This window comes from Paeniglutamicibacter sp. ORCA_105 (assembly GCF_045798545.1).
GTDB classification, from domain to species: Bacteria; Actinomycetota; Actinomycetes; order Actinomycetales; family Micrococcaceae; genus Paeniglutamicibacter; species Paeniglutamicibacter sulfureus.
In genome coordinates, this window is sequence record NZ_JBIXLM010000017.1 from 20,903 (window position 1) to 46,843 (window position 25,941).

Consider the following 25,941-nt stretch of genomic DNA (forward strand, 5'->3'; position numbering starts at 1 on the left):
CTCCCTTGTGCTGATTCGATTTGGCATGCCGATCGGGCAAGATGGTGTACGAGGTTGGTGTGTATCCAACGCATCCGGACTTGAGGGGTAAATATGTATGTGTGGCTTATAGACAACGCTTGGGTGGTCTGGCTCGCGCTCTTCCTCTTGCTGGCCATCATCGAAATGATTTCCCTTGACTTGTACTTCATAATGCTGGGCGTTGGAGCGCTTGGTGGTGTGGGAGTCGCCCTGGCTGGCGGCGAATTCTGGTTGCAGGTCGTGGTCTTCTCCGTCCTTTCCCTGCTCATGATCATGCTGGTCCGCCCCATCGCGCTGCGACATCTGCGCAAGGATCCCGAAGCCCTGCGAACCAATGTGGATCGACTGATTGGCGAAGATGCCCTGGTCCTGGAGCCCACTTCCAGGATGAACGGACGGGCCAAGATCGGTGGGGAAACCTGGTCTGCACGCACCGAGGACGAGGTTGCCCTGCAGCCCGGAACCTACGGTTCGGTGGTCCGCATCGATGGGGCAACGGCCTACATCACGCTTCGGAAGCAACTGCCGGGCCTGGACTAAGGACCTAAGGAAAGTTTTTTCGGCGTCCGGAACATGACGCCCCTACGAAAGAGAGAAGAGATGCAAACATCGGGTCTAGGCCTAACGGTCGTCCTGGTAGTACTGGCAATCTTCGTGATCATTGTGCTCCTGCGCTCAGTGCGTATTGTGCCGCAGGCGCGAGCCGGGATCGTGGAGCGACTGGGCAAATACCACCGCACGCTGCTTCCTGGGCTGACGATCTTGATTCCGTTTGTCGATCGGTTGCTTCCCATGCTGGATCTTCGCGAACAGGTCGTGAGCTTTCCGCCGCAGCCCGTGATCACCGAAGACAACCTGGTGGTCTCGATTGACACCGTGGTGTACTTCCAGATCACCGAGCCGCGTGCGGCTACCTACGAAATCGCCAACTACATTCAAGCCGTCGAGCAGCTGACCACCACCACGCTTCGTAACGTGGTCGGCGGGCTGAACCTCGAAGAGGCGCTCACAAGCCGCGACCAGATCAATGGCCAGCTGCGTGGGGTCCTGGACGAGGCCACCGGCAAGTGGGGTATCCGTGTCTCGCGCGTCGAGCTCAAGGCCATCGATCCACCCCTGTCGATCCAGGATTCCATGGAGAAGCAGATGCGTGCAGAACGTGACCGCCGCGCCGCGATCCTCACGGCCGAAGGCACCAAGCAGTCGGCCATCCTGACAGCCGAGGGCCAGCGCCAGGCATCCATTCTCAAGGCCGAGGGTGATGCCAAGGCATCGATCCTTCGCGCGGATGGCGAGGCGCAGGCCATCCAGAAGGTCTTCGATGCAATCCACGCAGGCAAGCCGGACCAGAAGTTGCTGGCTTACCAGTACCTGCAGACCTTGCCGAAGATTGCTGAAGGCTCCTCCAACAAGCTGTGGATCATCCCCAGCGAGGTCGGCGAGGCGCTCAAGGGAATCGGCGGAGCCCTGGGCAACTTCACCGAAGGCGGCGGCGATAACAAGCCCGAAAGCCCTAGCAGTACCCTGATGTAACGACCCTTCCGGGCCGGAATTGATCGGGCGGGTGACCTCACAACCGAGGTCGCCCGCCCGAAGCCGCGTCGGGGCCGTATAATGGAAACTTCGAGACTTGCGCCCCGCGGGAATTTTGAGCTGGACCGGGACGTTGAAATCGGTAGCCGAACCCGTATGTAATCGCAGTAGGGAGACAATATGAGCGATCGCAGCCTGCGAGGAATGCGCCTTGGCGCACAGAGCATGGAAACTGAGGCTGGCGTCGAGCCAGCAGCGCGCCAGCGCGTTGAATACCGTTGCGAAGACGGCGAGCAGGTGTTCGTGATTTTTGCCGCCGAGGCAGACATCCCGGCAACCTGGACCTCCAAGACCGGAAAGCTTGCAAAGCTGGTCAATGGCGAAGCAGAGCCGGAGGAATCCAACGAGAAGCCGGTGCGTACCCACTGGGACATGCTTCTCGAGCGCCGCTCCGTTGACGAGCTGGAAACGATCCTGAAGGATCGCCTGGACAAGTTGCGCGCAACACGCGGTGCAGCCCAGGCAGCGCTCAAGGGATAACGACCCCCGGCAACACAAATGGCGAGGGCCCGAATGGAACATCCATTCGGGCCCTCGCCATTTCTGGATGCCCTCACGGCATCCCGGCGACTACTTGCGGCTGGTCAGTTTCTTCCAGCGGGCGCTCAGTCCCCATTTGGTCACGTTCAGCATGGCTTCAATGACGATGTTGCCGCTCATCTTTGAGACGCCTAGTTCGCGTTCGACGAAAGTGATAGGTACCTCGACGATATTCTTGCCCAGTTGCGCAACACGGAAGGTCATATCAACCTGGAAGCCGTAACCGACGGAATCGATGGCGTTGAAATCGAGGGCTTCAAGGGTCTCACGGCGGAAGGCGCGGTAGCCGGCGGTGATGTCTCGCAGGTTCACCCCGAGCATGGTCCGCGAGTAGAAGCTGCCCACGCGTGAAATCAACTTGCGGTGCAGTGGCCAGTTCACAACCGACCCGCCCTTGACCCAGCGGGAACCGATGACCAGGTCCGCGCCCTTGGGGATTTCGGCCAAGAGCAGAGGCAGTTGCTCCGGCTTGTGGGAGCCGTCGGCATCCATTTCCACGAGCACGTCGTAGTCGGCGTCCAGGGCCCAACGGAAACCTGCCAGGTAGGCTGCGCCAAGCCCGGCCTTGCCCGTGCGGTGCATGACGTGGATTGCCTTGTCCTCGGCGGCCATCTTTTCGGCGAGGTCGCCTGTGCCGTCGGGGGAATTGTCGTCAACGATCAGCACGTCCGAATCTGGCACTGCGGCACGCAAGCGGCCTACGGTGATGGGGAGCGATTCAAGCTCGTTGTAAGTCGGAATGATCGTGACTACGCGCACGCGGCAGTCCCTTTCTGCTGATGGAATGATCCGCGGAAGAGGGCCGCAATGGGCCGAGTGCCAACGTGCCGCAAGGCGGGAACCCGCGGCGATTGGCTTCGGGGATCAGGTGGGGTCAGTGCTCAATTATACGCAACCGCCCCGGAGAATCCCGGACCCTCGCCGTGTGATGCGCAAGATGCCTCGATAATGGCGCCGGACACAAATCGACCCCGCGGGCTTCGGTCCGTCCATTACCGCCGACAAGCGGCGGGGCAGGTGTTATCTAGTGCCTACGGGGTCGATTTGTTCTTGCACACCGGAATGCCGGTAAGCCGGATCGAAGGATCAGACATTGGTTCCAGCCTACCGTCCAGTTTTTAACTGTCAACCGTTTCCGGACCACTGGCTTCATGAATCCGCTCAAGTCAACCTATAAATCGCGGGTTCATGCGTTTTGCCGGGAAATAAAACTTTCAAATCGCGTTACTTCGTTTCAGGCCCTGCCAAGAGGCGGAAGATCTGAATTTCGTCTCGGTGGAGAAGATGATTCTAGGACACGCCGAGGGCATCGAAGAGCACGTGGCCCGCCCGCACAGTTCGCAGGCAATTGGGTAACTCGTCTTCCAGCACCGGCAGCATGGGGGTACCGGCGCGGGCATCGGTGCTCCAAGAGGAAACACGGAGGTCCGGGGTCTGAACCGACAACTCGGCAGCATCCCAGATGGCAAAGGTCGCATCGGCACCGGTGACCAGTTGGCCGGCGTAGGGGTTAGATGTGCCGAGGGCACGGAATCCGGATCGGGTGTGCGCCATGAATGCGGCCCTTGCCGAGATCCGTGCCTGCGGGTCGCTGAGTTCGAGGCAGGCCTTGACGGAAGCCCACGGGCTGACCGAGGTGACGGGGGCATCCGACCCGACCACGACGGGAACCCCGGCAGCCAGGAACTGTCCAACGCCATTCATGGACGCGGCGCGGGAACCGCCGAGCCGTTGCTCGTACAGGCGGCCCGGACCTCCCCATGCGGCGTCGAAGCCCGGTTGCATGGAAGCCGTCAAGGCGAAGGCAAGCATTTGGGCCCGTGCGGCGTCGTCGACCATTTCCACGTGTTCCAATCGGTGCCTGCCGGCCTGGACCTTGGCAATGCCCACGGATTCAGCGGCCCTGGCAAAGCCCTCAAGTGCGAGGTCCATGCCGGCGTCGCCGATCACGTGGAAGGAGGCCTGGATGCCGGCCAGGGAACATGCGGCAACGTGGGCGCTGATGCTGTCAATATCCAGGTAGGAGGTACCTCTCTCCCCCGCTGCATCGGAGTAGTCGGCGCGCAGCAACGCTGTACGGGAACCGATCGAGCCATCGATGTTCAGGTCGCCGCCCAATCCCACCACGGAGGGCGAATTGAACGATGCCAACAAAGAGCGGGCTTCCTCCTCGGTGCCCACCGCTTGGCCCCAATAGGCGTAGACCTCGGGGCTGGAAGCCTTCTGGGCGTCGGTGCGGCCCAGCAGCGCCTCGAGATCGGCGCGTCCGGAGATGTGCTCGGCGGCCATTTCCACCACCGTCCCATGCCCCGTGGCAGCCAGGTGCTGAAGGGCAAGATTGCGGTTTTCGGTGTTCGCTGAGGGGTCATAGGCGAAAACTGCGGACCGGACACGTTCGTGGGCAGTCCCGCGGACCAACCCATCGACGTACTCGGGACCTTCCACGAGGCCGACGCGCTGTGCCAGCGCGGGGCTGATGAGTGCGGAGTGCAAGTCGATCCTCGCCAGGTAGATCTCCCGGTCGGGGGCTGCCCGGTGTAGCTGGTCGGACGTGGGCAGTGTGCCGGAGGCGAAGGTCGACTCGTCCCATCCTGCACCGAGGATGGTCCCTGCGGTGTTGGCCGCAGCAACGTCCACGGCTGCAAGCACGTCGGTGGCGCTGCGGGCGGCACCCAGGTCCAGGCCCTTGAGGCGGGCACCCAACGATGCCAAATGGACATGCGAGTCCACGAAGGCCGGCGTGATGAGGGCGCCCCGCAAATCAATCTCGGTCATCCGTGCGTCCAGCAAGGCGCCTGCCGCTGCCTCGGTGCCGATCCACGCCACCGTCCCGTCCTCGACCAACATTGCCGTGGCAAAGGGGTCGGCCGGGGAATAGATGGAACCATTGCGGTACATCTCAAGTGACATTGTCTACCTTTACTGTTCTCGAGCACGCCCGTTGTGTCGGCGTCCTTCAATCCTGTCGTGAGTGGTCCCGCGGTGGCGGGACTCAGTCCACGACGTTTGAATATGCGACGACCCCGCGGCGGATCCGCTGGACCGCCTGGTTGCAGGACCGGGCAAGTCCGGTGTTCAGATCCGGGATCTTGGCCAATTGGTCAAGCACGTCAATGACCTGTTTGGCCCACCGCACGAAATCGCCGCCGGCCAGGTCGGTGCCGCGGAGGCATTCGCGCAAATCCGAGCCCCGGGCCCACTTGTAGATCGGCCAGATCAACCCAGAGTCCGGAGCTACGGTCTCGGGCAGGCCGGCGTTGGCCTCGGCGTCGGAAAGGCGCGACCACAGGTTGACCGAGGTCTCCCAGGCGATTTGCACCTTCGCAGTGGGCATCCGCGGATCGGGTCCGTGGTCTTCGCGTCGCGCCTGGAAAACCAGGGCGGAAATGAATCCGGCCAGTTCCTCGGCGGTCATCTCGTTCATGGCGCCGGTTTCCATGACCAGGGATGTCAGGAGGTCTCGTTCGCCGTAGATGCGCCGCAACCGTTGACCGGCATCGGTGATTTGGGCCTGGCCCAGATCGTCGGAGGCGGGCACGAGGTATTCGAAGTCCTCAAGCACCTTCGCGACGCGGTCAAAGGTCTTCGAAATGGTGTTGGTGCGTCCGCTGATCTGGGCGCGCAGCTTGTTGGTGTCGCGCAGCAGCTTCGCGTGGCGTTCACCCCAGCGAGCATGGTCCTCGCGCTCCGGGCAGGCATGGCACGGGTGGGCCTTGAGCGCTGCACGCAGCCGAACAATGAGTTCTTCCTGCTCATCGCTGCCGCTGAAGGTGAACTCCGGGGCGCCGCGGCGTGGCGGACGCGACTCGGCCAGTGCGTTGTGCAGCGAAGCTGCCAGGTCTCGGCGTTCCTTGGGACTGCGGCCGGTGAAGCCCTTGGGGATCCGGATCTGCGAGATCACCTCAACCGGGCCGTTGAGGTCCTGTACCCCGACGCGGCGGATGTGTTTGTCCTCTGTCAGCACCGTGGGGCGCGGGTCGTGCCACGAGTTGTCCAACTCAATGACCACGCAACGGCCAAGCTTCCGGGCCCCACGGATGTCGATGATGTCCCCGCGCGTGAGGGATTCCAGGGATTCGCTGACTGCCGAGCGGCGCAGCCTCGAAATGGTTTTCGAGGCCTCCTTCTCCGCCGCGGACAATTGCTCGCGTAAGGCGGCGTATTCCCTGAAGTCCCCCATGTGGCAGGTCATTGACTTGGCGTAGCCGGCCAGCGACTCCTCGCGGGAGCGTACCTGGCGGGCCATGCCGACCACGGAACGGTCCGCCTGGAACTGGGCGAATGAGGTTTCCAGGATGCCGCGGGCCCGCTCCCGGCCGAACTGCGAGGTCAGGTTCAGGGACATGTTGTAGGTCGGACGGAAACTGGAGTTCAACGGGTAGGTCCGCTTGGAGGCCAGCCCCGCGATGGCCGCCGGATCGGTGTCCTGTTGCCACAGGACCACCGCGTGACCCTCGACGTCAATGCCCCGACGCCCGGCACGGCCCGTCAGCTGGGTGTACTCCCCCGCGGTGACAGACACGTGTGATTCGCCGTTGAACTTCTCGAGCTTTTCCATGACCACCGACCGGGCAGGCATGTTGACGCCCAAGGCCAGCGTCTCGGTGGCGAAAACTGCCTTGACGAGGCCGCGGACAAAGAGTTCCTCAACGACCTCCTTGAAGATCGGCAGAAGGCCCGCATGGTGGGCAGCAAAACCCCGCATGAGTCCTTCGCGCCACGGCCAGAAGCCCAGCACTTCGAGGTCGTCCGGCGGCAGCTTGTGGGCGACGATGTCAATCGTCTGTTCGATTTCGGTGGACTCCGCGATGGTGGTCAGCGCAAGCCCCGAGCGGACGCACTGGGCCACGGCGGCGTCGCAGCCGTTGCGGGAAAAGATGAAGACCAGCGACGGAAGCAACCCGGCATGGTCAAGGGCCATGATCATGTCCGGCCGGGAGACGCGCGTGCCCATCTGATCGCGCTTCTCTCCCCAGGTTCCTCCTCCGCCGCGGCGGCCACGTCCGCGCTGGACGCGACCCCGTGAGCCGGTGAGGCCCCGGTGGGCCATCTTGGTGAGTTCGGGGTTGACCTCGGCCACCCGATCCGGGGTATCGGCTACCTGGTCGAACGAAACATCCTCGGCAAACAGGTCGACAAGGCGGCCACCGACCATCACGTGCTGGAAGAGCGGAATCGGACGGTGCTCCGAGACGATGATGCGGGTATCGCCCCGCACCGCGTCCAGCCAGCCGCCAAACTCCTCGGCGTTGGAAACCGTGGCGGAGAGCGATATGACCTGGACATCCTCCCGCAAGTGGATGATGACTTCTTCCCATACCGCGCCGCGGAACTTGTCCGCCAAATAGTGGACCTCGTCCATGACGACGTAGCCCAGGGAATCAAGGGTGTCCGAATCCGCATACAGCATGTTGCGCAGGACTTCGGTGGTCATCACGACGATCTCGGCCTCGCCGTTGATCGTCATGTCGCCGGTGAGCAGACCAACGCGTTCGGGACCGTAGGTGGCCACGAGGTCGCTGTACTTTTGGTTGCTGAGCGCCTTGATGGGGGTTGTGTAGAAGGCCTTGCGTCCGGTGCGAAGTGCCTGGAATATGGCGAACTCCCCCACCACCGTTTTTCCCGCGCCGGTGGGTGCAGCCACCAAGACTCCGGAACCTGAAGCAACTGCCCGGCAGGCTTCCTCTTGGAAGGGGTCGAGGTCGAATCCCAGGGACGCCCGGAACTCGGGGAGCCCGCTTTCGCTCTCCTCGGGTTGGTTCTTGGCTGCGTCAAATCGCTCGGCCGGCATGCTCACGCTGCGACCCCTTTCGGGAGGGTAGTAGGTGCGCCCGTGTCCGTACTCCGGACCCGGGGGTTCCCTATGGGATTTCCGGCGAATCGGGAATGATGGATCCCTCGCCGGCACTGGCGGCGTTTTCGGCCTCGAGCTGGGCCCGCTTCTTGTCTCGCTTGCGGTCGTTCAGGTGGCAAATCAATGTTGCCGTCGCGAAGGTGACGAACAATGGCCCGGCCAGTGCAAACATGGTGATCGCATCTCCGCCCGGAGCCGCCATGGCGGCCACGAGGGCAATGAGGAAGACCGTGATGCGCCAATGCCGAAGGATCAATTTCGCCTTCAGGATGCCGACCAGGTTCAATCCGACCATGAGCACCGGTGCCAGCATGGCAAGACCGAAGGCGATCAACAGCCGGAACACGAACGGTAGGTAAGTGTCGGTCGTCAGCCAGGACTGTGCGTTCTCCGGGGTCAATGAGATGAAGAACTTCAAGGCATGGGGCAAGACCCAATAGGCCATGCCGACGCCCAGGATGAAGAGCGGCGCAGCGGCTGCGGCGAACCCGATGGCCGTGTTGCGTTCCTTCTTCTTCAGCCCCGGAACGATAAATGCCCAGAGCTGGTAGATCCAGATCGGTGCCGAGAACACCAGGCCCAAGAGCAACGAGGTCTTGAGCATGATGTCAAAAGGTGCCATGACGGAAGTGAAGTTGACTTCCCCGCCGTATGCACGGACCGGGGAGATGAGCAGCCCGAGGACCTCGTCATAGAGGAAGAATCCGCCGACCGTTCCCAAAACCAGCGCGATCAGTGAAATGAAGAGACGGTTCCGGGCTTCGACCAGATGGGCCTTGAGGGCCATGCGGCCCTCGGGATTGTTCTTCCGCCCCTTTTTGGAGTCCACGTCTTGTTCGCTCACGAAGGACTAGGAGTTGTTCTCACGACGGTCGGGGTCAACGATCTTGCCCTCGACGGTTTCTTCGCCGGCCTCGGGTGCCTTGTCGTCGTCCTTCATCTGACGGACCTCGGACTTGAAGATACGCAGGGACTGGCCAACGGAGCGGGCCAAACCCGGAAGCTTCGGGGCACCAAACAGCAGGAGTGCCAAAATTACGATGATGACCAGATGCCATCCTTGGATTCCACCCATTGGGGAACCTACCTTTCAATCGTGTTAAGTCTACGTCAGAACAATTCTAGATCGCCTACGCGTTGGGGTTGTCCTCGCTTGGCTTTGCGTTCAATGCGTGCGTTGCGTCGCGCCGTGGATCGGCGCAGCTTTCCTGTAGCGTGGGCCTCCTTGGCGGCATCCCGGTCCTGGAAGAGGGCTGCTATTCCAGACGGCGTGCGCTCCGGTACCTCGGGATAATTTCGGGGCACCGCCTCCTCATCCATGGCGGAGCCCACCCGGTCCATGGCATCGCCGACTTCGTGGGTCAGGGCCATGAAGCCGCGAAAGAGCCGGATTGCGGCCAGGACAAGGAATAACAGCGTGCCCAGGGCGAGCACGATCCACAGCAACACCCAGAACCACCATGCGAACATCACTACTTCACCTCCAAGTTGGCCACTGCCGCACTGAGCCAGGCTTCGACCTCGGTGCATAGCGGGGCAGGTTCAACAACCCGCAGGTCCCCGCCATGGTAGGCCACCATTCCCGGGACGGTGGAAGTGGAAGTCATGCGAATCTCCGCGATGTTTTCATGCGCGACCTTGGCCCACTGCTCCGGGGCGTATTCATCCACGAGTGAAGCCAGGCGAGGACCGAAGCCCAGGACAACCAACTCGTCGGTGGGGCTGGGGGTGAAGAAGATATCGTCCTGGTCGTCATGCCGATCCGGGGCAAAGGTGAACTGCTGGCCGCTGAACGTCGCCGACTGGATCCTATCGATGCGGAAACTGCGGATTTCGTTGTTGGGCACCGAGAAGGCGCGAAGGTATTGCCGGCCGGCATTCTCCACGAGGCGAATGGGTTCGACCTGCCGCACACCCAGTGCGTCGCTGGAAGCGCTGTAGTACGTCAGCTCCACCGTCTGGTGTTCGCGGATGGCCCGCACCAGGGCAGCGTAGATTTCGCTTTCTTCGGTTGAGCGCAAGGCAATGGACAATACCGATTCCAGGCCTTCGAAGCCCACCGCGGCTGCCTGCAGCTTTCCGTAGGCCGAGTCGACCGCCTGGGCATGCTCGAAGTCCGGCAGTCCGCGCAGCGATGCCAAACCGGCGAGCATGGTCGCGGCCTCGGTAAGGCTGAGCCGGATGGGCGCATTGAGGGCCTCTGCATTGTTGATGCTGATGGTTCCCGCCTCCCATTCCACGTCGATCAATTCATCGGGCAGCCCGTTTGGCACCCCGCACATCATGATCGTCTGCAGGTGGGCCAAAAGCTGCTTTTCAGTCAACCCGAAATGGGTGGCCGTTTGCTCAACGGTGGGTGAACCGAACTTGGCCACATAGGAAATGATGTCGAGGTTTCGGGCGACTGCCTCGGTGGACGGAGGGCGCCCGACGTTGCGGCGTTTGCTGAGCTTGTAGGCGGGTACGGGCGCCTGCTGGGCGGCCAGTGCCCCCTCGAGCCTGCGGCGCACGGCCGTTGCCAAGGAAGCGGGTTCCAGCACGCTGGCATCGGCACCCAATTTTGCCACGTCGGCCGAAAGGCCCATCAGATCGTGGAATTGCAGTACCAGTACATCGTGGTCCTCGCCGGGGGAAATGGATTCTGCCCGGGAACGAAGCGCCCATCCGGAATCCTTGGCCACCGACAGCCGGGCCTTTTCGCCGGCAATGTCGGGATTCAGGCCACCCAAGGTGTCCGCCATGGAGAATCCTGTGGGACGGGATGTATGCGGGTGGCCGGTGCGGATGTCGCTGAGGATCCGGGTCAGCCGGAACATGCGCACGTCCTGGCGGTCGTGGTCCAGTCCGACCAGGTACCAGTTGCCGAAGCGCGAACCGATCCCCCAGGCGTCCACGGTGCGATCGCTGGCACGGCCCTGGGCATCCAGATATTCAAAAGACAGGACCTGCTGTGCCCAGACTGCCTCGAGACAAGCGGCAAACGTCGGCCCGGCGGCATGCAATCGGGGAACATACTCCGTGAACCGTACCCCGCGGCCGGTGTCTTCCAACCCGGCCGAGAGCCGGCCGGTGGCTCGGGTGGCCGAGGATTCCAGGTCGGTGTCCTTCCACAGCTGTGCAGCAAGGCCCAGCACCGCGGCTTCCTCGGTAGTGAAACTCACTTCGGGCAGCCGATAACTGGCCGGGGTGATCAGGTAGCGCTCCTCGGAGCCGGTGCCGAGGGTTTTTACCGGCACGCCCATTTCACGCAGGTCTTTCTTGTCCCGGTCAAATTTCCGGTCAAATGCAGCGTCACTCAGCGACTGGTAGTCATCGACGATCTTGCGCAGTTCGCGCTTGGAATATCCATGCGGGGTGTTGATCAACGCATAGGTAAGACTGACGAGTTTCTCGGCACGGGAAGGACCGCCGGAGTTAATTTGAGCCACGCTCGCAAGATTACCCTTTGGTGACAAGGCCTAGCCAATGCAACGCCGCGTTAACGGCCTTTGGCCGTGTTCTCCCCCGTTTAACTTGGGAAAACACGGCCAAAGGCGAATTGCTGTGCTTAGCGGACAGCCACCAGGTCCACGACGAAGATCAGTGCTTCGTTCGGGCCAATGGCTCCACCGGCGCCGCGCGAGCCGTAGGCGAGTTCGGAAGGAATTTCCAGGCGGCGGCGGCCGCCGACCTTCATCCCGATCAGGCCCTGGTCCCAGCCCTGGATGACCTGGCCGACGCCGGCACGGAAGTCCAGCGGGGTGCCACGGTTCCAGGAGGCGTCGAACTCTTCGCCGGTGGACCAGGCCACGCCGACGTAGTGGGTCGAGACGGTCGAACCCGGAACGACCTCGGCGCCGTCGCCAACGACGATGTCCTCGATCTTCAGTTCGGTCGGGGCGTCGGTGCCCGGGAATTCGATCTCCGGCTTGGTACGGTCGTAATCACGCTGTCCAAAAGACATGGTGGAATCCTTTCGGTTGGTTGCTAAAAGCTTCTAGCTACTTTACTTCCTTGAGCTCAACAAAGAAGACCAACGGTCCCGCAGGTCGCCCCTGGGAAGCCGCATCCGCCCCGTAGGCCAGATCGGTCGGAATGGTGAGCATGACCTGCGTACCGGCCTTCAATCCCTCCAGTCCCTGGGTCCAACCCGGGATGACGCCCGAGAGATTGAAGTCGGACGCTTCGCCACGGTCATAGCTGGAGTCGAACTGCTTGCCGTCTTCCCAGCGGACGCCGGTGTAGTTGGCTGACACGTCCGAGGTCGCTGTGGCGACCTTGCCGGTGCCTTCCTTGACGACGTCAACGACCAAGCCTGCAGGAACTTCCTTGTCCTTCGGGATCGTGATGGCCGGCTTCTCATCCTTCATCTCGAAGGTAGGAAGGGAACCTTCGTCCTTGAGCTTCTTGACCTCATCGGCTCCCAGCTTCTTGGAAGCCTCTGGAATCGGCTCGCTGGCCACGACCTTCAGGACAACCACCGTTTCGGCCTTTACCTCGCCGGGGCTTGCAGAGGGCGAAGCACCTTCGGCGGGTGCTGCCTCGGCTGCCGGCTCGACCATGGCGACCCAGGAGCCGACCTTGGCCTGCAGGAGGGTTTCATAAAGCGCCGGGAGCTGGGCCTTGAATTCTTCGTTGGTCGGCAAGGTTACCGGTTCCCCGGCAAAGCCCGATCCGAGCAGGCTGGCATCCTCGGCCTTGTAGGCGATGGACTTGAACTTGACGTTCTGGTTTTCCTTGATGTCCTCGCCCTTGCCCTCGACGATGACCTTGGCGCCGGTTGCCGTGGCAACCAGCGGGGTGTCGAAGGTGACGGTCGGATCCGAGGAATCATCCGCACCGGGGGTGACCTTGATCGATTCCAACGGCGCAACGTCACCGCTGGATGCCGCGGTGGTTGAACCACAGGCCGTCACCAGCAGCAACGAGGCCGTTGCAACGAGTGCCATTACTTTGCGCACGAAATCAACTTTCAGTTGGGGATTTTGGAACTGGAAACACCCACGCTGTGCGGTGAGCTTTCGAACCTGACTAAAGCCAGCTTAAAGGCCGAAACTGTGAATCTCCTTATTGGACGCTGCAACGGGACGGATGGGGGCTAGCCGCCCATGGCCGTAATCAGTGCCTCCACGCGGGAGTCCTCGTTGGTGAAGGGGTCCTTGCAGAGCACCGTTTGGCCGGGATGGTCGTTGAGCTTCAAATGCACCCAGTCAACGGTGAAGTCCCGCTCCGCATTCTTGGCAGCCCGGACAAAATCGCCGCGCAACTTGGCCCGCGTGCTTTGCGGCGGGTTGTCAACGGCCAAGGCGATGTCCGCCGGATCCACCACCGAGGCCACCTTGCCCCGGGCCGCCAGCACATGGAAGAGCCCGCGCTTGGTGTCGATGTCGTGGTACGTCAGGTCCAGCTGCGCCAGGCGCTGGGCACCCAGGTCCAGCTGGTGGCGGTTGGCATAGGAATTGATCAGCTTGTGTTTGATGGCCCAATCGATTTCCGTGTCGATCCCGGAGAAGTTCCCCGATTCCACCGCATCCAGGGTGCGGGTCCACAAATCCAGCACGGCCGGCACCTGATCGTGGTGCGCCCCCTCGCGGGCAACGAAGTCGGTGGCCAGTGTCAGGAAGCGGCGCTGGAGTGCCAGTGCGGTGAGGTGCTTGCCGTTGGCGAGCTTGACCAGGGTGGTGCCGTTGAAATCGTGGGAGATCTCGCGGATGGACCGGATGGGGTTTTCCAGCCGCAGGTCCTCCATGATCTTCCCCGACTCGATGATCCGCAGCATCAAGTCGGTCGCCCCGAGCTTAACCAGCTGGGTTGTCTCGGACATGTTCGAGTCCCCCACGATGACATGCAGGCGGCGGAAGTACTCGGCGTCGGCATGCGGCTCGTCGCGGGTGTTGATGATGGGCCGCGATCGGGTGGTGGCCGAGGAGACCCCTTCCCACACATGGTCCGCGCGCTGGGAGAAGGCGTAGAGCGGTTCACCGTCGATGTTCACGATCTTGCCGGCCCCGGCGATAAGCTGCCGCGTGACCAGGAACGGGATCAGGATTTCGGCGAGCCGGGCGAACTCGAGCTTGCGCGGGATCAGGAAGTTCTCGTGGCAGCCGTAGGAGTTCCCGGCGGTGTCGGTGTTGTTCTTGAACAGGTACAGCCGGCCGTTGAACCCGTCGGCGGCCATGCGTTCCTCCGCGCTGGCCACCAGGTCGTTGAGGATCGACTCCCCTGCTCGGTCGTGCGCAATCAGCTGGCGGAGCTCGTCGCACTCGGCCGTGGCGTATTCCGGGTGCGAGCCGACATCGAGGTAAAGCCTGGATCCGTTGGTGAGGAACACGTTCGAGCTGCGCCCCCAGGCCACCACCCGGCGGAAGAGGTAGCGTGCCGATTCCTCCGGCGTGAGCGGACGGCCCCCGGGATCGGAGTAGTTGATCCCGTATTCGGTCTCGATGCCGTAGATCCTGCGGTCCATGCGTGTCTACTTCCCTGCGCCCAGGAACCGGGCAATGGTTGGTGTGTCAAGGCGGCGGAAATGGCGGTGCGAACCCGAGGACGTGACGCGTTCAAGCACCGCGACCTCCAACAACCGGGCGTCCTCGGGGCTTTCCCCGACCCCCGGCAGCACCAGGGCGGCGGCGCGGATGACCTCGTCGGTCCCCGCGGCGGCCAGGTCCTTCCCTGCCCAATATCCGTTCCAGGCCTCGCGAATTGCGGGGGTGTCGCCGCCCATGATGATGTGGCCGGGCTGCTCGGCGATCGACCCGTCGAAGTTCAGCGAGAACAGGGTGTCCAGTTCCGGCGTTTCGCCCAGTTCTAGGACCGCCAGCTCCACCTCGAAGGGCTTGGCCTCGGCGGTGAACACCGCGCCCAGGGACTGGGCGTAGACGCTGGCCAGGCCGCGGCCTGTCACGTCGTGGCGGGAGTAGGAATAGCCGCGGGTGTCTGCATAGCGCACCCCGGCCTGGCGCAGGGACTCGAATTCGTTGTACTTGCCCACAGCGGCGAAGGCGATGCGATCGTAGATCTCGCCGATCTTGTGCAGCGAGCCGGAGGGGTTCTCCGCGATCAGGGCGATCCCGTCGGCGCACGAGGCCACGATGACGGCCCGGCCCCGGGCAATGCCCTTCCGGGCGAAATCCGCCCGGTCCTTCATGAGTTGCTCGGGCGAAACGTAGTATTGCGCGCTCATCTAGGCTTCCTTCCCGTCATCGGTCCGTGTGGCAATGATCGACCGCGCCATCTCGGAGAGGATCGCGTCCTCGACGCGGCGGGCCCCGTTGGAGTCCACGGCGTACACCACGGGCCAGAGCTTGCGCACCGCATCCGGTCCCCCGGTGGCCGAGTCGTCGTCGGCTGCGTCGTAGAGGGCCTCCACGGCCACGCGCACCGCGGCCGTGGCATCCATGTCCGGTTGCCAAAGTTTTTTCAGCGCGCCACGGGCGTACGGGGAACCGGAGCCGATCGAGTGGTGCTCCACCTCTTCGTAGAGCCCGCCGGTGATGTCGAAGGAGAAGATCCGCCCGGTCTGCGCGAGCGTGTCGTAACCGGCAAAGAGCGGGATCACGCTCATGCCCTGCATGGCCAGGGTCAGGTTGGCGCGGATCATCGATGCCAGGCGGTTGGCCTTGCCATCCAGCGAGAGCCGGGTGCCCTCGATCTTCTCGTAGTGCTCGAGTTCCACGCGGAAGAGCTTGGCGATGTCGATGGCGACCCCGGCGGCCCCGGCGATGCCGACCACCGAGAACCTGTCGGTCTCAAACACTTTCTCGATGCGGCGGCTGGCAATGACGTTGCCCATGGTCGCGCGCCGGTCCCCCGCCATCACGATGCCCTCGGCGTAGGAGAGCGCGACGATGGTGGTTCCGTGGGGCACCTGCCCCGCGGCTCCGGAAGCGGCCTGGGACTGGATCGGGGCACCGGGCAGCAGGTCGGGCCGGTCCCGGTTCAGGTATTCCACGAAGGAGGGACCGGGACCGAGCTCGATCACTGGCCGCCCTTTTGCACGAAGCCGCGCACGAATTCCTCGGCGTTGCGCTCCAGCACCCCGTCAATCTCATCGAGCAGGTCATCGACACCGGCGTCCTGGCCGGCCGCGGCGGCAACTTCCTGCTCGGTCTCCTGGGCCTGGGTGTCCTCGCGGCGCTGTCCCGAGTGCTGTTCCTGTGTCATTGCCGTCCCGCTCTTTTCCGTGTCGTACGTGTCCGGCCCCGTCGCTGCGGTGCCCGGCACTGTTTTCGCTGGTATCTACATCTTGCCACTGGGTAGGGGTTTTAGCTCCGCAGCGTGGCGATGAACTCGTGAATCGACAATTGCTTGTCCAACAGGTCCCCGACCAGGGCCTTGGTGCCGCGCAGCGGCTCCAGCGTCGCGATGCGCTCGAGCTTGCGGGCCCCGGGCACCGTGAAGGAAACCGAGTCCCAGCTCGCTGCCACCACGTGCTCCGGGTACTGGCTCAGCACCCGCCCGCGGAAGTAGGCGCGGGTGTCGGTCGGCGGGTTGGTTGCGGCCCGGGCGATCTGCGCCGGGGAATAGAGCGTTTCCATCAGCCCGCGCGCCGCCAGCCGGTGGTAGAGCCCCTTTTCCGGGCGGATGTCCGCCCATTGCAGGTCCATCAGTGCGATCCGCGGGTCGGAGAAATCCACGCCGTGGCGCTGCGCGTAGGAGGTCATGAGCTTGTACTTGGCCACCCAGTCCACGGTGGCGGCAGCGGAGAAGATGTCGGTTTCCAGCAGCTGCAGGGTTTCCTCCCAGCGGCGCTGGATCTCCACGGTCGCCTCGTCGTCGGCGTCGGTGGCCCCGCTGTGCTCGGCCGCCGCCTGGGCGTAGATCCACTGGATCTCCAGCGCGGTGAGCTTTCGTCCGTCCACCAGCTCGACCTTGGTGCGCAGCGTGGGGTCGTGGCTGATGGCCTGCAGGGCCGCGACCGGGTCGCGCAGCTCAATCGCCGGGACGGTGCCCGCCTCGATCATCGCCAGCACCAGCGCGGTGGTTCCGGTGCGCAACAGCGTGGAGACCTGCCCGAGGTTTGCGTCCCCGATGATCACGTGCAGCCGGCGGTACTTCTCCCAGTGCGCGTGCGGCTCGTCGCGGGTGTTGATGATGGGACGGCGGATCGTGGTCTCCAGCCCGATCTGCGCCTCGAAGAAGTCGGCCCGCTGGGAGACCTGGAAGCCGGGGTATTGGCCCAGCATGCCGCGGCCCACCCGCCCGGAGGCGCAGATGATCTGGCGGGTGACGAAGAACGGGATGAGCCCGGCGGCGATGGAGTCGAAGGGCACCTCCCGGGGCATCAGGTAGTTTTCGTGCGCCCCGTAGGACACCGACTTGTTGTCCGTGTTGTTCTTGTACAGGTGCACATCCGGCAGCCCGGCCAGGGACTCGATGCGGCGTACCGCCGCCAGGGCGACGTGGTCCCCGGCCTGGTCGTAGAGCACTGCGTCGAAGGGGTTGGTGGTCTCCGGGGAGGAGTATTCCGGGTGGGCGTGGTCGACGTAGAGCCTGGCGCCGTTGCCCAGCACCATGTTCATCAGCACTTCGTGGTCGTTGTCCCCGCCCTCGTAGAGCGTGGAGCCGATGGTCACGTCCCCGCCGGCCATGGCCACCTGCTCGGCATCCAGCTCCGGTTCCAGGTCGGTGAGCTGGGAGGGATCCGCGGTGGCGCGTGGCTGGGTGAAGCCGCGGGCATCGTTCAGCGGCGTCTCGTCGGTGTAGTCCCAGTGGGTGCCGGCGATCTTCCCGCGCGCCTCCCGGATGGTGGCCGCGTAGGCGTTGATGACCTGGGCCGAGAGCATGGTGGCGTTGGCCCCGGGCATCGCGGGGGCCAGCACGCCGTACTCGGTCTCCAGGCCCATGACCCGGTGCACGCTCACAGGTACTGCCCCGTTTCGTCGGACCCCGGGGCAGGCAGGGTCTTCCCGCGCCCGTTCTTGTCCGCCACGATGGTGCGGATGAAGGTGATGCGTTCGCCCTTGCGCCCGGAGATGCGCGCCCAGTCGTCGGGATTGGTGGTGTTGGGCATGTCCTCGTGCTCGTGGAATTCCTCCACGACGGCCTGGAGCAGGTAGTCCATGCGCAGCCCCCGCTCCTGGCCGGTGAGCAGCGCCTTGATGGCCGACTTCTTGGCCCGGTCCACCACGTTGCGGATCACCGCTCCGGAGGCGAAGTCCTTGAAGTAGAGGATCTCCGTTTCGGTGTTGGCGTAGGTGACCTCGAGGAACTGGTTCTGTTCCCCGGTGGAGTACATGGCATCGACGGTCGCCTGGATCATCGCGCGCACTGTCGCCGCCGGATCGTTGCCGTTCTCCGCCAGGTCGTCCGGGTGCAGCGGCAGGTCGGAGGTGAGGTACTTGGCGAAGATCTCCGCGGCTCCCTGGGCATCGGGGCGGCGGATCTTGATCTTCACGTCCAACCGCCCCGGGCGCAGGATCGCCGGGTCGATCATGTCCTCGCGGTTGGAGGCGCCGATGACGATGACGTTGTCCAGGCGCTCGACGCCGTCGATCTCGGCGAGCAGCTGCGGGACGATGGTGGTTTCCACGTCGGAGGAGACGCCGGTGCCGCGGGTGCGGAAGAGCGAGTCCATCTCGTCGAAGAACACCACCACGGGGTTTCCTCCGGCGGCCTTTTCGCGGGCCCGGGAGAAGATCAGCCGGATGTGGCGTTCGGTTTCCCCGACGTACTTGTCCAGCAGCTCGGGGCCCTTGATGTTCAGGAAGTAGCTCTTGGCCGTGCCGGTGTCGCCGTTGCGCTCGGAGGTGCGTTCGGCCAGCGAATGCGCCACCGCCTTGGCGATCAGCGTCTTGCCGCAGCCCGGGGGGCCGTAGAGCAGGATGCCCTTGGGCGCGGTGAGCCCGTGCTCGCGGTAGAGGTCGGGGTGCAGGAAGGGCAGTTCGACGGCGTCGCGGATGGCCTCGATCTGGTCGCTCAGCCCGCCGATGTCGGCGTAGGAGATGTCCGGGACCTCCTCGAGCACCAGCGACTGCATGTCGGACAGGTGCACCTTTTCCAGGGCCAGGCCGGTCCGCGCATCGAGGGTCAGCACGTCCCCGACCCGTACGATGTCCCCTGTCAGCGGTTCGGCCAGGCGGATGACGCGCTGGTCATCGGCCCTGCCCATGGCCACCACCCGGTGGTCGGCCAGGACCTCCTTGACGGTGACCAGTTCACCTGACTGCTCGTAGCCGAGTCCGGCGACGATGACCAGGGATTCGTTGAGCAGCACGTCCTGGCCGATGGCGAGCTTTCCGAAGTCCAGCAGCGGGGAGATGCCCACCCGCAGCTTGCGGCCGCCCTGGACGATGTCGGCCGATTGCACGCCGGTCGAGGAAATCGCCACGCCCTGGACGGGGTGGCTGCGCGGATGCAGTTCGACGATGGTGCCGTGGCTGAAGGGGGTGTCCCCGTCCTTCTCCAGCCCCGATTTCAGGCCCAGGATCTCCTCGCGGGTGCGCTCCAGCATGGCGACCAGGCGGGCGTTGTTGGCTCCCGCCGAGGCGAGCTGCCGATCGAGCAGGCGGTTCTTGTCCCGCACCACGTTCAACTGCCGCTCGGCGGCCGCGACCTGGCTCTCCAGCCGTGTGCGATCTGTGTCGTCGCCCATTTTCCACCCGTTTCACATAATTCGAGGAACACGTGTGCCGGGGTAAGCCGGCACACGCCACTGCTGTTCTCATCCTATGCATGGGCGGGGCCCAATGGCGGAAATGTGACCGCGACCCCACAGCGGGTTTGGTCGTGCTACCGCCCGCTGGTGTCCGCGGCGGTGTCGCCGTCGGCGTCCACGTCGTCGGCCGGTTCCTGGCCTTCGGGCAGCGAGCCGCGCTGGGTCATCGACTTCGCGTCCTTGGCGGCGCGGCGCAGCTTGCGGGCCGAGACGCCGCGCTCCCCCAGTGCCTCGTGGTTCCAGGCATCGGGCTCGTCCGAACGGGTCCAGGTCGCGAGGTCCTCGGCCGAGTAGGTGTGCTCCTTCACGCGCTTGGCGCCCGGGATGCCCACCGCCCCGTCGGCCAGCCGGCGGCAGGTGATCAGGAAGGCGGTGTGCGCGACCATGCGGTGGTCCGGGCGCACGGCCAGGCCCTCGACGTGCCAACCGCGGACCATGGTCTCGAAGGACTCGGGCTCGGTGTAGAGGCCGGTGGCGCGGATCGCCTCGACGGTGCGCGACATCTGCGTCACGGTGGCCACGTAGTTGACCCAGACCCCGCCGGGGGCCAGTACGGTGGAGACCGCGTCGACGCACTCCCAGGGCGAGAGCATGTCAAGGACCACGCGGTCCACGGAGCCGGGTTCCTCGGTTTCGAGGACCTTCTCCTGGAAGTCTCCGATGGTGATGTCCCAGGCAGGGTGCGGGCCGCCGAAGACGGTGTCGACGTTGCCGCGGGCGATCTGCGCGAACTCCTCGCGGCGTTCGAAGGAGTGCAGGTAGCCGCCATCGCCCACCGCGCGAAGCAGCGACATGGACAGGGCGCCGGAGCCCACGCCGGCCTCAACCACGCGGGCGCCGGGGTAGATGTCGCCCATCTGGATGATCTGGGCGGCGTCCTTGGGGTAGACCACGGTGGCGCCGCGCGGCATCGAGAGCACGAAGTCCTTCAGCAGCGGGCGCAACGCCTGGTAGCGGACCTCGTTGGTGTTCTCCACGATGGAGCCCTCCGGGGCGCCGATGAGCGCATCGTGGAAGAGTACGCCCTTGTGCGTGTGGAACTCCCCGCCCTCGGTCAGGGTGATAGTGCTGATCCGGCGCTTCTGGTCGGTGAGCTGGACCCGGTCGCCGGGGCGGAAGGGGCCGCGGCGGCTCTGGGCGCCGTGGGGGGTGGCTGGCATGTCGCTCATTCTCGGTTCTGTGTCCTTAGGTCCTGGGATGGTGGTGAAGTGTGGTGACCGGTGAAGCGCGGCTAGCGCTGCTTGCCGGTGATGGCCGCGACGATGCGCGCCTGGCTTAGCAGCCCGACGACGCGGTTGGAGTCATCGATGACCGCGTATTCGCTGCCCTGCAGCGTGGCCAGGTACCCGATCAGTGCCCTGCCGTCGGCGTTGGCGCTGACTACGGCGCCGGGGTCCAGGGCGCGGGCCGCGGAGAGCGCGGGGGTCTCGGCGAGCACCGCGGCATCGATGGAGTGCAGCGTTGCCTCGTCGATCACCGCAACGGGGTTGCCGGCCGCATTGACGAGGATGACCCGTCCGCCGCGACTGGCCAGCCGCGTGGTGACCTCGGCGAGGGTGGAGTCCTGGCGGATCGCGGTGGCGGGCTCCATCAGTGCGCGCACCGAAACCAGCGGCAGGCGCAGGCGCAGCTTGGCGTGCGTGATGCCCTGCGAGGCCCCGACCCACATGAACCCGCCGACCAGGATCGCGACCACGAGGACCTGGAGGTTGAGCGGTTCGTTGCGGGTCAGCGGGACGATGACGAACCAGCCCACGACCAGCACCACCAGCACCCGCCCAGCCCAGCCGGCGGCGATGGTGCCGCGGTCCTGGGAGCCGGTGTAGCGCCAGACGGCCGATTCGACCAGGCGCCCGCCGTCCAGCGGCAGGCCCGGAAGCACGTTGAAGATCGCCACCAGCAGGTTGGCCCAGATCAGGATGTCCCAGAGCAGGAACACGACCCCTGTTGGCTGGACGAGCAGCAGCGTCAGGTAGCCTGCGCCGGCGATCACGAAGTTGGCGGCCGGCCCTGCCATGGCCACCGCGAGCGAGCGGCCGGGGGTGGCGTTGAAGGAGGAGAACTGGGTGTGTCCGCCCCACAGGTTCAAGGTGATCCGGGCCCCTGGCCAGCCGAAGGACTTGGCCGTCAGGGCGTGCGCGAGTTCGTGGATGAGCACGGAGAAGGCGAGCAGCACCGCGTAGGTGAAGGCGACCAGGTAGGCGCCGGCACCCAGGTCGGGGCGGGAGCGGGCCACGGTGGGCCCGAAGACCATCACGATCAGGCCGGTGATGATGAACCAGGACCAGGCCAGGGACACCGGAACCCCGAAGACCGATCCGAGCGGGATCCCGTCGCGCTTGGTGGCAGGTTCGCTCATGCGCGCACCCCGATGGACGCCAGTGCGCCCAGGGATTCGATGTCGAGGCCGGCCAGCGAGTCGACGCGCTGCCAGGACGGAGAGTCGGGCACCGGGGCGATGTGCTCAACGAGCACCGCGGCGATCCCGCTGGCGGCGGCCGCGGCAATGCCGGGGGCGGAATCCTCGATCCCGACCACGCGGGAAGGATCCAGGTCCGGCACCAATTCCCCGAGCTTTTCCAGTCCCAGCAGGTACGGGTCGGGGTGCGGTTTGCCGCGGGAAACCATGTCCCCGGTGACGCGGAAAGCGAAATATTTCTTCGGCAGCTGATCCAGCACGAGGGCGGCCAGCGGTTCCTCGGACATGGTGACAAGTCCGCAGGGGACGTTTGCGCCGTGCAGCGCCTCCAGCAGTTCGAGGGCACCGGGGCGCCAGTCGACGCGGCGGGCCACCCCGGCCAGGACCTCGGCGGTGAGCCTGTCGATGATCTCGCGCTCCGGCAGGTCGACGCCCGCGCGCTGCAGCGCGGCGGCGGCGTCGGGCAGGGCGTTTCCGACCAGTCCCAGGGCCTGGGCCTCGCTCCACCGGCCGCCGAATTCGGCCACCAGAGCCGCCTCGGCGGCCATCCAGTAGGGTTCGGTGTCAAGCAGGGTTCCGTCCATGTCCCACAAGACTCCCTGGATCTCGGAGTTCACGGGGCGCGCGGGCATGGGGTCGGGATTCTGGGTTGGCATGTCCCAATTCTAGTGGGTGCGCACTTGCCCCGGCGACCGGTGCGCGCGCTAGGGTGAGGATGTGAGCGAAGATATGAATGATCCAGTGACACTTTCCTCCCTGGTGGCCGCCTCCACGATTCCCGGGCCCGTGCGCCCGGCGATCATGGTGGTTGCCTTCGAGGGATGGAACGATGCCGGTGACGCCGCCAGTTCGGCGATCAAGGACATCAAGGCGGCCACCGGCGCCGTGAAGGTCGCTGGCATCGGCGACGACGACTACTACGATTACCAGTTCTCCCGCCCGCAGGTGCGCCGCAACGGCGCCGGCAAGCGCGTCGTCAAGTGGCCGACCACCCGCATCTACCGCGCATCGCTGCCCGAATCCCCGGTGGACCTGCTGCTGGTGCGCGGCGTGGAGCCCACTTACCGGTGGAAGGCCTTCATCACCGAGATCCTCACGCGCGCCGAGGAGGAGAACGTGCAGGGCGTGATGGCGCTCGGTTCGCTGTTGGCCGATGTGCCGCACACCCGGCCGATCCAGGCGGCGGTCTCCTCCGACGACCCGAAGGTCTGCGAGGCCTTGGGTGCCCTGCCCGGCAACTACGAGGGCCCCACCGGCATCCTGGGGGTGCTGGCGCAGTTCTCCGAGGCCGCCGGGCTGCCCACGCTCTCGATCTGGGCGGCGGTTCCGCACTATGTTGCGCAGCCGCCCTCACCCAAGGCGCAACTGGCCATCCTGCACCGGGTGGAGGAGCTCCTGCCGCTGGCCCTGGACCTGCATGAACTCGGCGAGGACGCACTGGCGTGGGAGCGCGGGGTCGACGCGCTGGCCACCGGGGACGCGGACATCGCCGCCTACGTGCAACAGCTGGAGCAGGCACAGGACGAGACCGAGTTGCCCGAGGCCACCGGCGAGGCGATCGCCCGCGAGTTCGAGCGCTACCTCAAACGCAGGCACCGCCCCGGTGCGCCGGGGGAAGAAAGTCCCGGCACACCGGGAGCCGGCGGCCAGGCCCCCGGCGGGCCGGGCAACAGCCCGGATTCCCCCGAGGCGCCGGGCACCCCCGAGTAGGGCGAAAAAGAGGAATACCCGACGCCGTGGTCTTGTCGAGCGCCGTAGCGGCTTGTATTTGCCTGGTTTGATCGTGTGGGTGCGTGCCCAGGTGTCATCGCCGGTGAGGTTGATGTGTACCCATCCCAGGGTGAGAAGAACCGCAGCAGCCCAAGGGCCTGGCGTTGCCTTCCTGGTCCAAGGCCGTGATGGATGCGGTGCAGGTAGACCCCGTTCCAGGGAACGATGGCGGCGGTGAGGAGTTTCAACACCGAAGTGCGGTGGCGCTGCGACTTGAAGGATCGGTCGCGCATCTCCCCGAGCTGGTTGATGACGTCCGGACGGGCCAGGGTTTTCCGGGCCCGTCCTTGTTCAACCCGGCCTTCACCTTGAGGCGCAAGCCCGCATTTTGGAGTCAATCCAGCAGAAAAGCGTTCGTTCCAGTCTTCACACTTGCCGCAGGGCGGTGGCGAGCCCAATTCGGCACCGGTATCGCGAGCTTGTGCATCATCGGGGATCGGGTTACGGAGCCCTTCTTGATCGACGTGGCAAGTGGCAGCGTCTCCTCCCGGTGTGCGGTGATGGTTTTCGTGCTTATGGTGCCGCCGATCAGCGGAGCCAACGCCGATAACGCAGGATCGTTGGCGGTGTGTAGCGGCGGCGCGCCGATGTTGCGGATCCGGGGTGCGAACCGGTAGCCGTGCAGGTGCATCAGGGCAAAGAGATGGTCGGTGAAGCCAGCCGTATCGGTGTACCTTCCTGGATCGCGAGGGTTGGGAATGACCCTGTCGAGCGGCTACCGGGCGGTTGGCTCGTGGGCGGTGACGCGCACGACGTCGCGGTCGGCGAGGAAGGGGCAAGGACTGCAGCGCACGACGGCATCACGTCCGGCAGTGAGCAGGATTCGGCTGCTGCGGGGCCGGGACCGTCGGCAGAAGTTGTGACCAAGACTTTCACTGCTCGCTCCTTCTCGGTTTCAGGTAGCCTCGGCTTTCCCTCCGGCCGGCTTCCCCGGGGCGAAGGTTCTCGCCGGAGGTGAATGAACCCTCTGACCGGTCCTGGCAATTGACGCGTCGACCCAGTGGAAACGGTCTCGCACTCCTGATCGAGTGAGCTTGCCATGAGTTCCTGGCTATGTTCCGTCGTCGCGGTAAGGCGACCGCAAGGGGTCTGGTCTGCTCGCTACGGCAAGGGGTGTTCCGCTGACTCCCGTGATGAGACCCCAGCGGTGGGGGCAGCGAACTCGGTGGCAGCCCACGAGGCGAGCAGGCGCATAGCCTCTTCGGACTTGGAGCCGGGTTCGGCAGCGTAGATGGTCATTGTCAGGCCCGGTTCGGCTGCCATTTCCAGGCCTTCATAGGCCAGGGTAAGTTCTCCGACGACCGGGTGGTTAAAGGTCTTGGAGCCGGCTCCGTGGTGCCGGACATTGTGTGCGCTCCAACGGCGCCGGAATTCATCGGAACGGGTGCTGAGTTCCCCAATGAGGTCATGGAGCTCCTTGTTGTGGGGATCGCGCGAGGCTTCGATGCGCAGGATCGCGACAGTCACCTCGGCGAACAAGCCCCAATCGGGGTAGAAATCATGCGCCCGGTCGTCGAGGAATGTGTATCGGGCGATGTTGGGGGGCTGGCCCGGCATGTCATAGACATCCTTGTAGAACGCCCGAGCCAGAGGATTGGCGGCGACAAGGTCCATTCGTCCGTTGCGGACGAATGCCGGACCCGCCACCACGGCGTCGAGCACCCACTGCAAGGACTGGTGGGCGCGCCAGGTTTTCGGATTGCGCCGCCGTGGAGGCCGGGCCACCGGGTTCGCCGCATGTGCCAGGTCAAAAAGATATGCACGCTCGGCATCATCGAGCTGCAGCGCCTTGGCGAGGCTGTCCAGGATCTCCGGCGAGACGCCGCTGATGGCACCGCGTTCAATACGCGTGTAATACTCGATGCTCACTCCGGCCAACGTTGCGACCTCGATCCGACGCAACCCCTTGACCCGCCGGTTTGCACCGGTTGGGAGACCAACCATCTCCGGGGAGATTTTTCCACGCCGCGAGGAGAGGAACTCCCGCACTTCTGCTCGATTATCCATCCCTCCACGGTAGACGGGCCGCGCGTCTTGAGGGAGACCCAGCGGGTACCACCATCAACAAGGACTCCCGCCGGAGACCAATCGGTGGTGTTGTTGTATGAA

At 64.7% G+C, this 25,941-nt stretch carries 24 protein-coding genes and 1 pseudogene; 4 read left to right on the forward strand and 21 right to left on the reverse strand.

Translation table 11 applies throughout. The annotated features are described in order from the left end of the window. Nucleotides 1-93: 93 nt before the first annotated feature. The 3 genes from ACIPUB_RS10205 (at nt 94) to ACIPUB_RS10215 (ending at nt 2,094) form a co-directional block, all read left to right on the forward strand. A complete protein-coding gene (locus tag ACIPUB_RS10205) occupies nt 94-561 on the forward strand; it encodes an NfeD family protein (protein WP_264271288.1) in 468 nt (155 codons plus the stop codon). Between the two features lie 60 nt (nt 562-621). Continuing rightward, nucleotides 622-1,554: an SPFH domain-containing protein gene (locus ACIPUB_RS10210; RefSeq protein WP_407607273.1), complete on the forward strand. Its 933-nt coding sequence runs from the start codon at nt 622-624 to the stop codon at nt 1,552-1,554. A gap of 180 nt (nt 1,555-1,734) precedes the next feature. Further along, complete coding sequence (locus tag ACIPUB_RS10215) at nt 1,735-2,094, forward strand: RNA polymerase-binding protein RbpA (RefSeq protein ID WP_264271286.1); 360 nt, start codon at nt 1,735-1,737, stop codon at nt 2,092-2,094. A 90-nt stretch (nt 2,095-2,184) separates the two neighbouring features. Here the strand turns inward: ACIPUB_RS10215 and ACIPUB_RS10220 are convergent, their stop codons facing one another. The 18 genes from ACIPUB_RS10220 to ACIPUB_RS10305 all read right to left on the reverse strand — a co-directional run bounded on the left by ACIPUB_RS10220 (nt 2,185) and on the right by ACIPUB_RS10305 (nt 22,718). After that, nucleotides 2,185-2,913 carry a polyprenol monophosphomannose synthase gene (locus ACIPUB_RS10220; RefSeq protein WP_407607274.1) on the reverse strand — a complete coding sequence of 243 codons (729 nt, stop codon included), beginning with the start codon at nt 2,911-2,913 and terminating at the stop codon, nt 2,185-2,187. A gap of 531 nt (nt 2,914-3,444) precedes the next feature. Then, nucleotides 3,445-5,064, reverse strand: a complete 1,620-nt coding sequence (locus ACIPUB_RS10225; protein ID WP_407607275.1) for an amidohydrolase — start codon at nt 5,062-5,064, stop codon at nt 3,445-3,447. 82 nt (nt 5,065-5,146) lie between these two features. Continuing rightward, on the reverse strand, nt 5,147-7,945 hold the full coding sequence (locus tag ACIPUB_RS10230; RefSeq protein ID WP_407607326.1) for a DEAD/DEAH box helicase: 2,799 nt from the start codon (nt 7,943-7,945) through the stop codon (nt 5,147-5,149). 70 nt (nt 7,946-8,015) lie between these two features. Further along, nucleotides 8,016-8,852 carry a twin-arginine translocase subunit TatC gene (gene tatC / locus ACIPUB_RS10235; RefSeq protein ID WP_407607276.1) on the reverse strand — a complete coding sequence of 279 codons (837 nt, stop codon included), beginning with the start codon at nt 8,850-8,852 and terminating at the stop codon, nt 8,016-8,018. 6 nt (nt 8,853-8,858) lie between these two features. After that, nucleotides 8,859-9,083: a Sec-independent protein translocase subunit TatA gene (gene tatA / locus ACIPUB_RS10240; RefSeq protein ID WP_264271282.1), complete on the reverse strand. Its 225-nt coding sequence runs from the start codon at nt 9,081-9,083 to the stop codon at nt 8,859-8,861. A gap of 35 nt (nt 9,084-9,118) precedes the next feature. Continuing rightward, the gene (locus ACIPUB_RS10245) at nt 9,119-9,481 is read right to left on the reverse strand and encodes a hypothetical protein (protein WP_407607277.1); all 363 of its coding nucleotides are present in this window, start codon (nt 9,479-9,481) and stop codon (nt 9,119-9,121) included. Further along, on the reverse strand, nt 9,481-11,436 hold the full coding sequence (locus ACIPUB_RS10250) for a helix-turn-helix transcriptional regulator (RefSeq protein WP_407607278.1): 1,956 nt from the start codon (nt 11,434-11,436) through the stop codon (nt 9,481-9,483). Before ACIPUB_RS10250 ends, ACIPUB_RS10245 begins: the two co-directional genes overlap by 1 nt. Nucleotides 11,437-11,555: 119 nt before the next feature. After that, complete coding sequence (locus tag ACIPUB_RS10255; protein ID WP_310287355.1) at nt 11,556-11,951, reverse strand: FKBP-type peptidyl-prolyl cis-trans isomerase; 396 nt, start codon at nt 11,949-11,951, stop codon at nt 11,556-11,558. 37 nt (nt 11,952-11,988) lie between these two features. After that, a complete protein-coding gene (locus ACIPUB_RS10260; protein ID WP_407607279.1) occupies nt 11,989-12,948 on the reverse strand; it encodes an FKBP-type peptidyl-prolyl cis-trans isomerase in 960 nt (319 codons plus the stop codon). 137 nt (nt 12,949-13,085) lie between these two features. After that, a complete protein-coding gene (gene pafA, locus ACIPUB_RS10265) occupies nt 13,086-14,453 on the reverse strand; it encodes a Pup--protein ligase (protein ID WP_407607280.1) in 1,368 nt (455 codons plus the stop codon). A gap of 6 nt (nt 14,454-14,459) precedes the next feature. After that, nucleotides 14,460-15,170, reverse strand: a complete 711-nt coding sequence (gene prcA / locus ACIPUB_RS10270; protein ID WP_407607281.1) for a proteasome subunit alpha — start codon at nt 15,168-15,170, stop codon at nt 14,460-14,462. Then, complete coding sequence (gene prcB / locus ACIPUB_RS10275; RefSeq protein WP_407607282.1) at nt 15,171-15,968, reverse strand: proteasome subunit beta; 798 nt, start codon at nt 15,966-15,968, stop codon at nt 15,171-15,173. It abuts the gene before it with no gap. After that, nucleotides 15,965-16,150, reverse strand: a complete 186-nt coding sequence (locus ACIPUB_RS10280) for a ubiquitin-like protein Pup (protein ID WP_264271274.1) — start codon at nt 16,148-16,150, stop codon at nt 15,965-15,967. The genes prcB and ACIPUB_RS10280 overlap by 4 nt, the downstream gene beginning before the upstream one ends. Nucleotides 16,151-16,251: 101 nt before the next feature. Next, entirely contained in the window at nt 16,252-17,832 is a 1,581-nt protein-coding gene (dop, locus tag ACIPUB_RS10285; protein ID WP_407607327.1) for a depupylase/deamidase Dop, read from the reverse strand. 14 nt (nt 17,833-17,846) lie between these two features. Then, on the reverse strand, nt 17,847-19,580 hold the full coding sequence (gene arc / locus ACIPUB_RS10290) for a proteasome ATPase (RefSeq protein ID WP_407607283.1): 1,734 nt from the start codon (nt 19,578-19,580) through the stop codon (nt 17,847-17,849). Between the two features lie 137 nt (nt 19,581-19,717). After that, a complete protein-coding gene (locus ACIPUB_RS10295; protein ID WP_407607284.1) occupies nt 19,718-20,812 on the reverse strand; it encodes a tRNA (adenine-N1)-methyltransferase in 1,095 nt (364 codons plus the stop codon). Between the two features lie 62 nt (nt 20,813-20,874). Beyond that, on the reverse strand, nt 20,875-22,002 hold the full coding sequence (locus ACIPUB_RS10300) for a site-2 protease family protein (protein ID WP_407607285.1): 1,128 nt from the start codon (nt 22,000-22,002) through the stop codon (nt 20,875-20,877). Then, a complete protein-coding gene (locus tag ACIPUB_RS10305) occupies nt 21,999-22,718 on the reverse strand; it encodes an HAD family hydrolase (RefSeq protein WP_407607286.1) in 720 nt (239 codons plus the stop codon). Before ACIPUB_RS10305 ends, ACIPUB_RS10300 begins: the two co-directional genes overlap by 4 nt. A gap of 73 nt (nt 22,719-22,791) precedes the next feature. On the opposite strand from ACIPUB_RS10305, the gene ACIPUB_RS10310 reads away from it, so the two are divergent. After that, nucleotides 22,792-23,772 (forward strand): PAC2 family protein, encoded by a 981-nt coding sequence (locus ACIPUB_RS10310; RefSeq protein WP_407607287.1) that lies wholly within the window; start codon nt 22,792-22,794, stop codon nt 23,770-23,772. Nucleotides 23,773-23,960: 188 nt separating this feature from the next. Here ACIPUB_RS10310 and ACIPUB_RS10315 read toward each other — a convergent pair. The 3 genes and pseudogenes from ACIPUB_RS10315 to ACIPUB_RS10325 all read right to left on the reverse strand — a co-directional run. Continuing rightward, nucleotides 23,961-24,065: pseudogene (locus tag ACIPUB_RS10315) on the reverse strand (hypothetical protein); the annotation flags it as partial. Between the two features lie 101 nt (nt 24,066-24,166). Continuing rightward, nucleotides 24,167-24,463, reverse strand: coding sequence for a Tn3 family transposase (locus tag ACIPUB_RS10320; protein WP_407607288.1), 297 nt, complete (start codon nt 24,461-24,463; stop codon nt 24,167-24,169). 470 nt (nt 24,464-24,933) lie between these two features. After that, on the reverse strand, nt 24,934-25,839 hold the full coding sequence (locus ACIPUB_RS10325) for a helix-turn-helix transcriptional regulator (RefSeq protein ID WP_407607289.1): 906 nt from the start codon (nt 25,837-25,839) through the stop codon (nt 24,934-24,936). Nucleotides 25,840-25,941 lie beyond the last annotated feature (102 nt).

What these genes read in the sequence shown, in the direction of transcription:
- prcA (WP_407607281.1), bottom strand. Translation starts at nt 15,170, where the DNA reads ATGAGCGCGCAATACTACGTTTCGCCCGAGCAACTCATGAAGGACCGG.
- ACIPUB_RS10325 (WP_407607289.1), bottom strand. Translation starts at nt 25,839, where the DNA reads ATGGATAATCGAGCAGAAGTGCGGGAGTTCCTCTCCTCGCGGCGTGGA.
- tatA (WP_264271282.1), bottom strand. Translation starts at nt 9,083, where the DNA reads ATGGGTGGAATCCAAGGATGGCATCTGGTCATCATCGTAATTTTGGCA.
- pafA (WP_407607280.1), bottom strand. Translation starts at nt 14,453, where the DNA reads ATGGACCGCAGGATCTACGGCATCGAGACCGAATACGGGATCAACTAC.
- ACIPUB_RS10215 (WP_264271286.1), top strand. Translation starts at nt 1,735, where the DNA reads ATGAGCGATCGCAGCCTGCGAGGAATGCGCCTTGGCGCACAGAGCATG.
- ACIPUB_RS10230 (WP_407607326.1), bottom strand. Translation starts at nt 7,945, where the DNA reads ATGCCGGCCGAGCGATTTGACGCAGCCAAGAACCAACCCGAGGAGAGC.
- ACIPUB_RS10320 (WP_407607288.1), bottom strand. Translation starts at nt 24,463, where the DNA reads ATGCACCTGCACGGCTACCGGTTCGCACCCCGGATCCGCAACATCGGC.
- ACIPUB_RS10225 (WP_407607275.1), bottom strand. Translation starts at nt 5,064, where the DNA reads ATGTCACTTGAGATGTACCGCAATGGTTCCATCTATTCCCCGGCCGAC.
- ACIPUB_RS10305 (WP_407607286.1), bottom strand. Translation starts at nt 22,718, where the DNA reads ATGCCAACCCAGAATCCCGACCCCATGCCCGCGCGCCCCGTGAACTCC.
- ACIPUB_RS10295 (WP_407607284.1), bottom strand. Translation starts at nt 20,812, where the DNA reads ATGAGCGACATGCCAGCCACCCCCCACGGCGCCCAGAGCCGCCGCGGC.
- ACIPUB_RS10280 (WP_264271274.1), bottom strand. Translation starts at nt 16,150, where the DNA reads ATGACACAGGAACAGCACTCGGGACAGCGCCGCGAGGACACCCAGGCC.
- arc (WP_407607283.1), bottom strand. Translation starts at nt 19,580, where the DNA reads ATGGGCGACGACACAGATCGCACACGGCTGGAGAGCCAGGTCGCGGCC.
- ACIPUB_RS10300 (WP_407607285.1), bottom strand. Translation starts at nt 22,002, where the DNA reads ATGAGCGAACCTGCCACCAAGCGCGACGGGATCCCGCTCGGATCGGTC.
- dop (WP_407607327.1), bottom strand. Translation starts at nt 17,832, where the DNA reads ATGGGCCTGGAGACCGAGTACGGCGTGCTGGCCCCCGCGATGCCCGGG.
- ACIPUB_RS10255 (WP_310287355.1), bottom strand. Translation starts at nt 11,951, where the DNA reads ATGTCTTTTGGACAGCGTGATTACGACCGTACCAAGCCGGAGATCGAA.
- ACIPUB_RS10205 (WP_264271288.1), top strand. Translation starts at nt 94, where the DNA reads ATGTATGTGTGGCTTATAGACAACGCTTGGGTGGTCTGGCTCGCGCTC.
- ACIPUB_RS10210 (WP_407607273.1), top strand. Translation starts at nt 622, where the DNA reads ATGCAAACATCGGGTCTAGGCCTAACGGTCGTCCTGGTAGTACTGGCA.
- ACIPUB_RS10310 (WP_407607287.1), top strand. Translation starts at nt 22,792, where the DNA reads ATGAATGATCCAGTGACACTTTCCTCCCTGGTGGCCGCCTCCACGATT.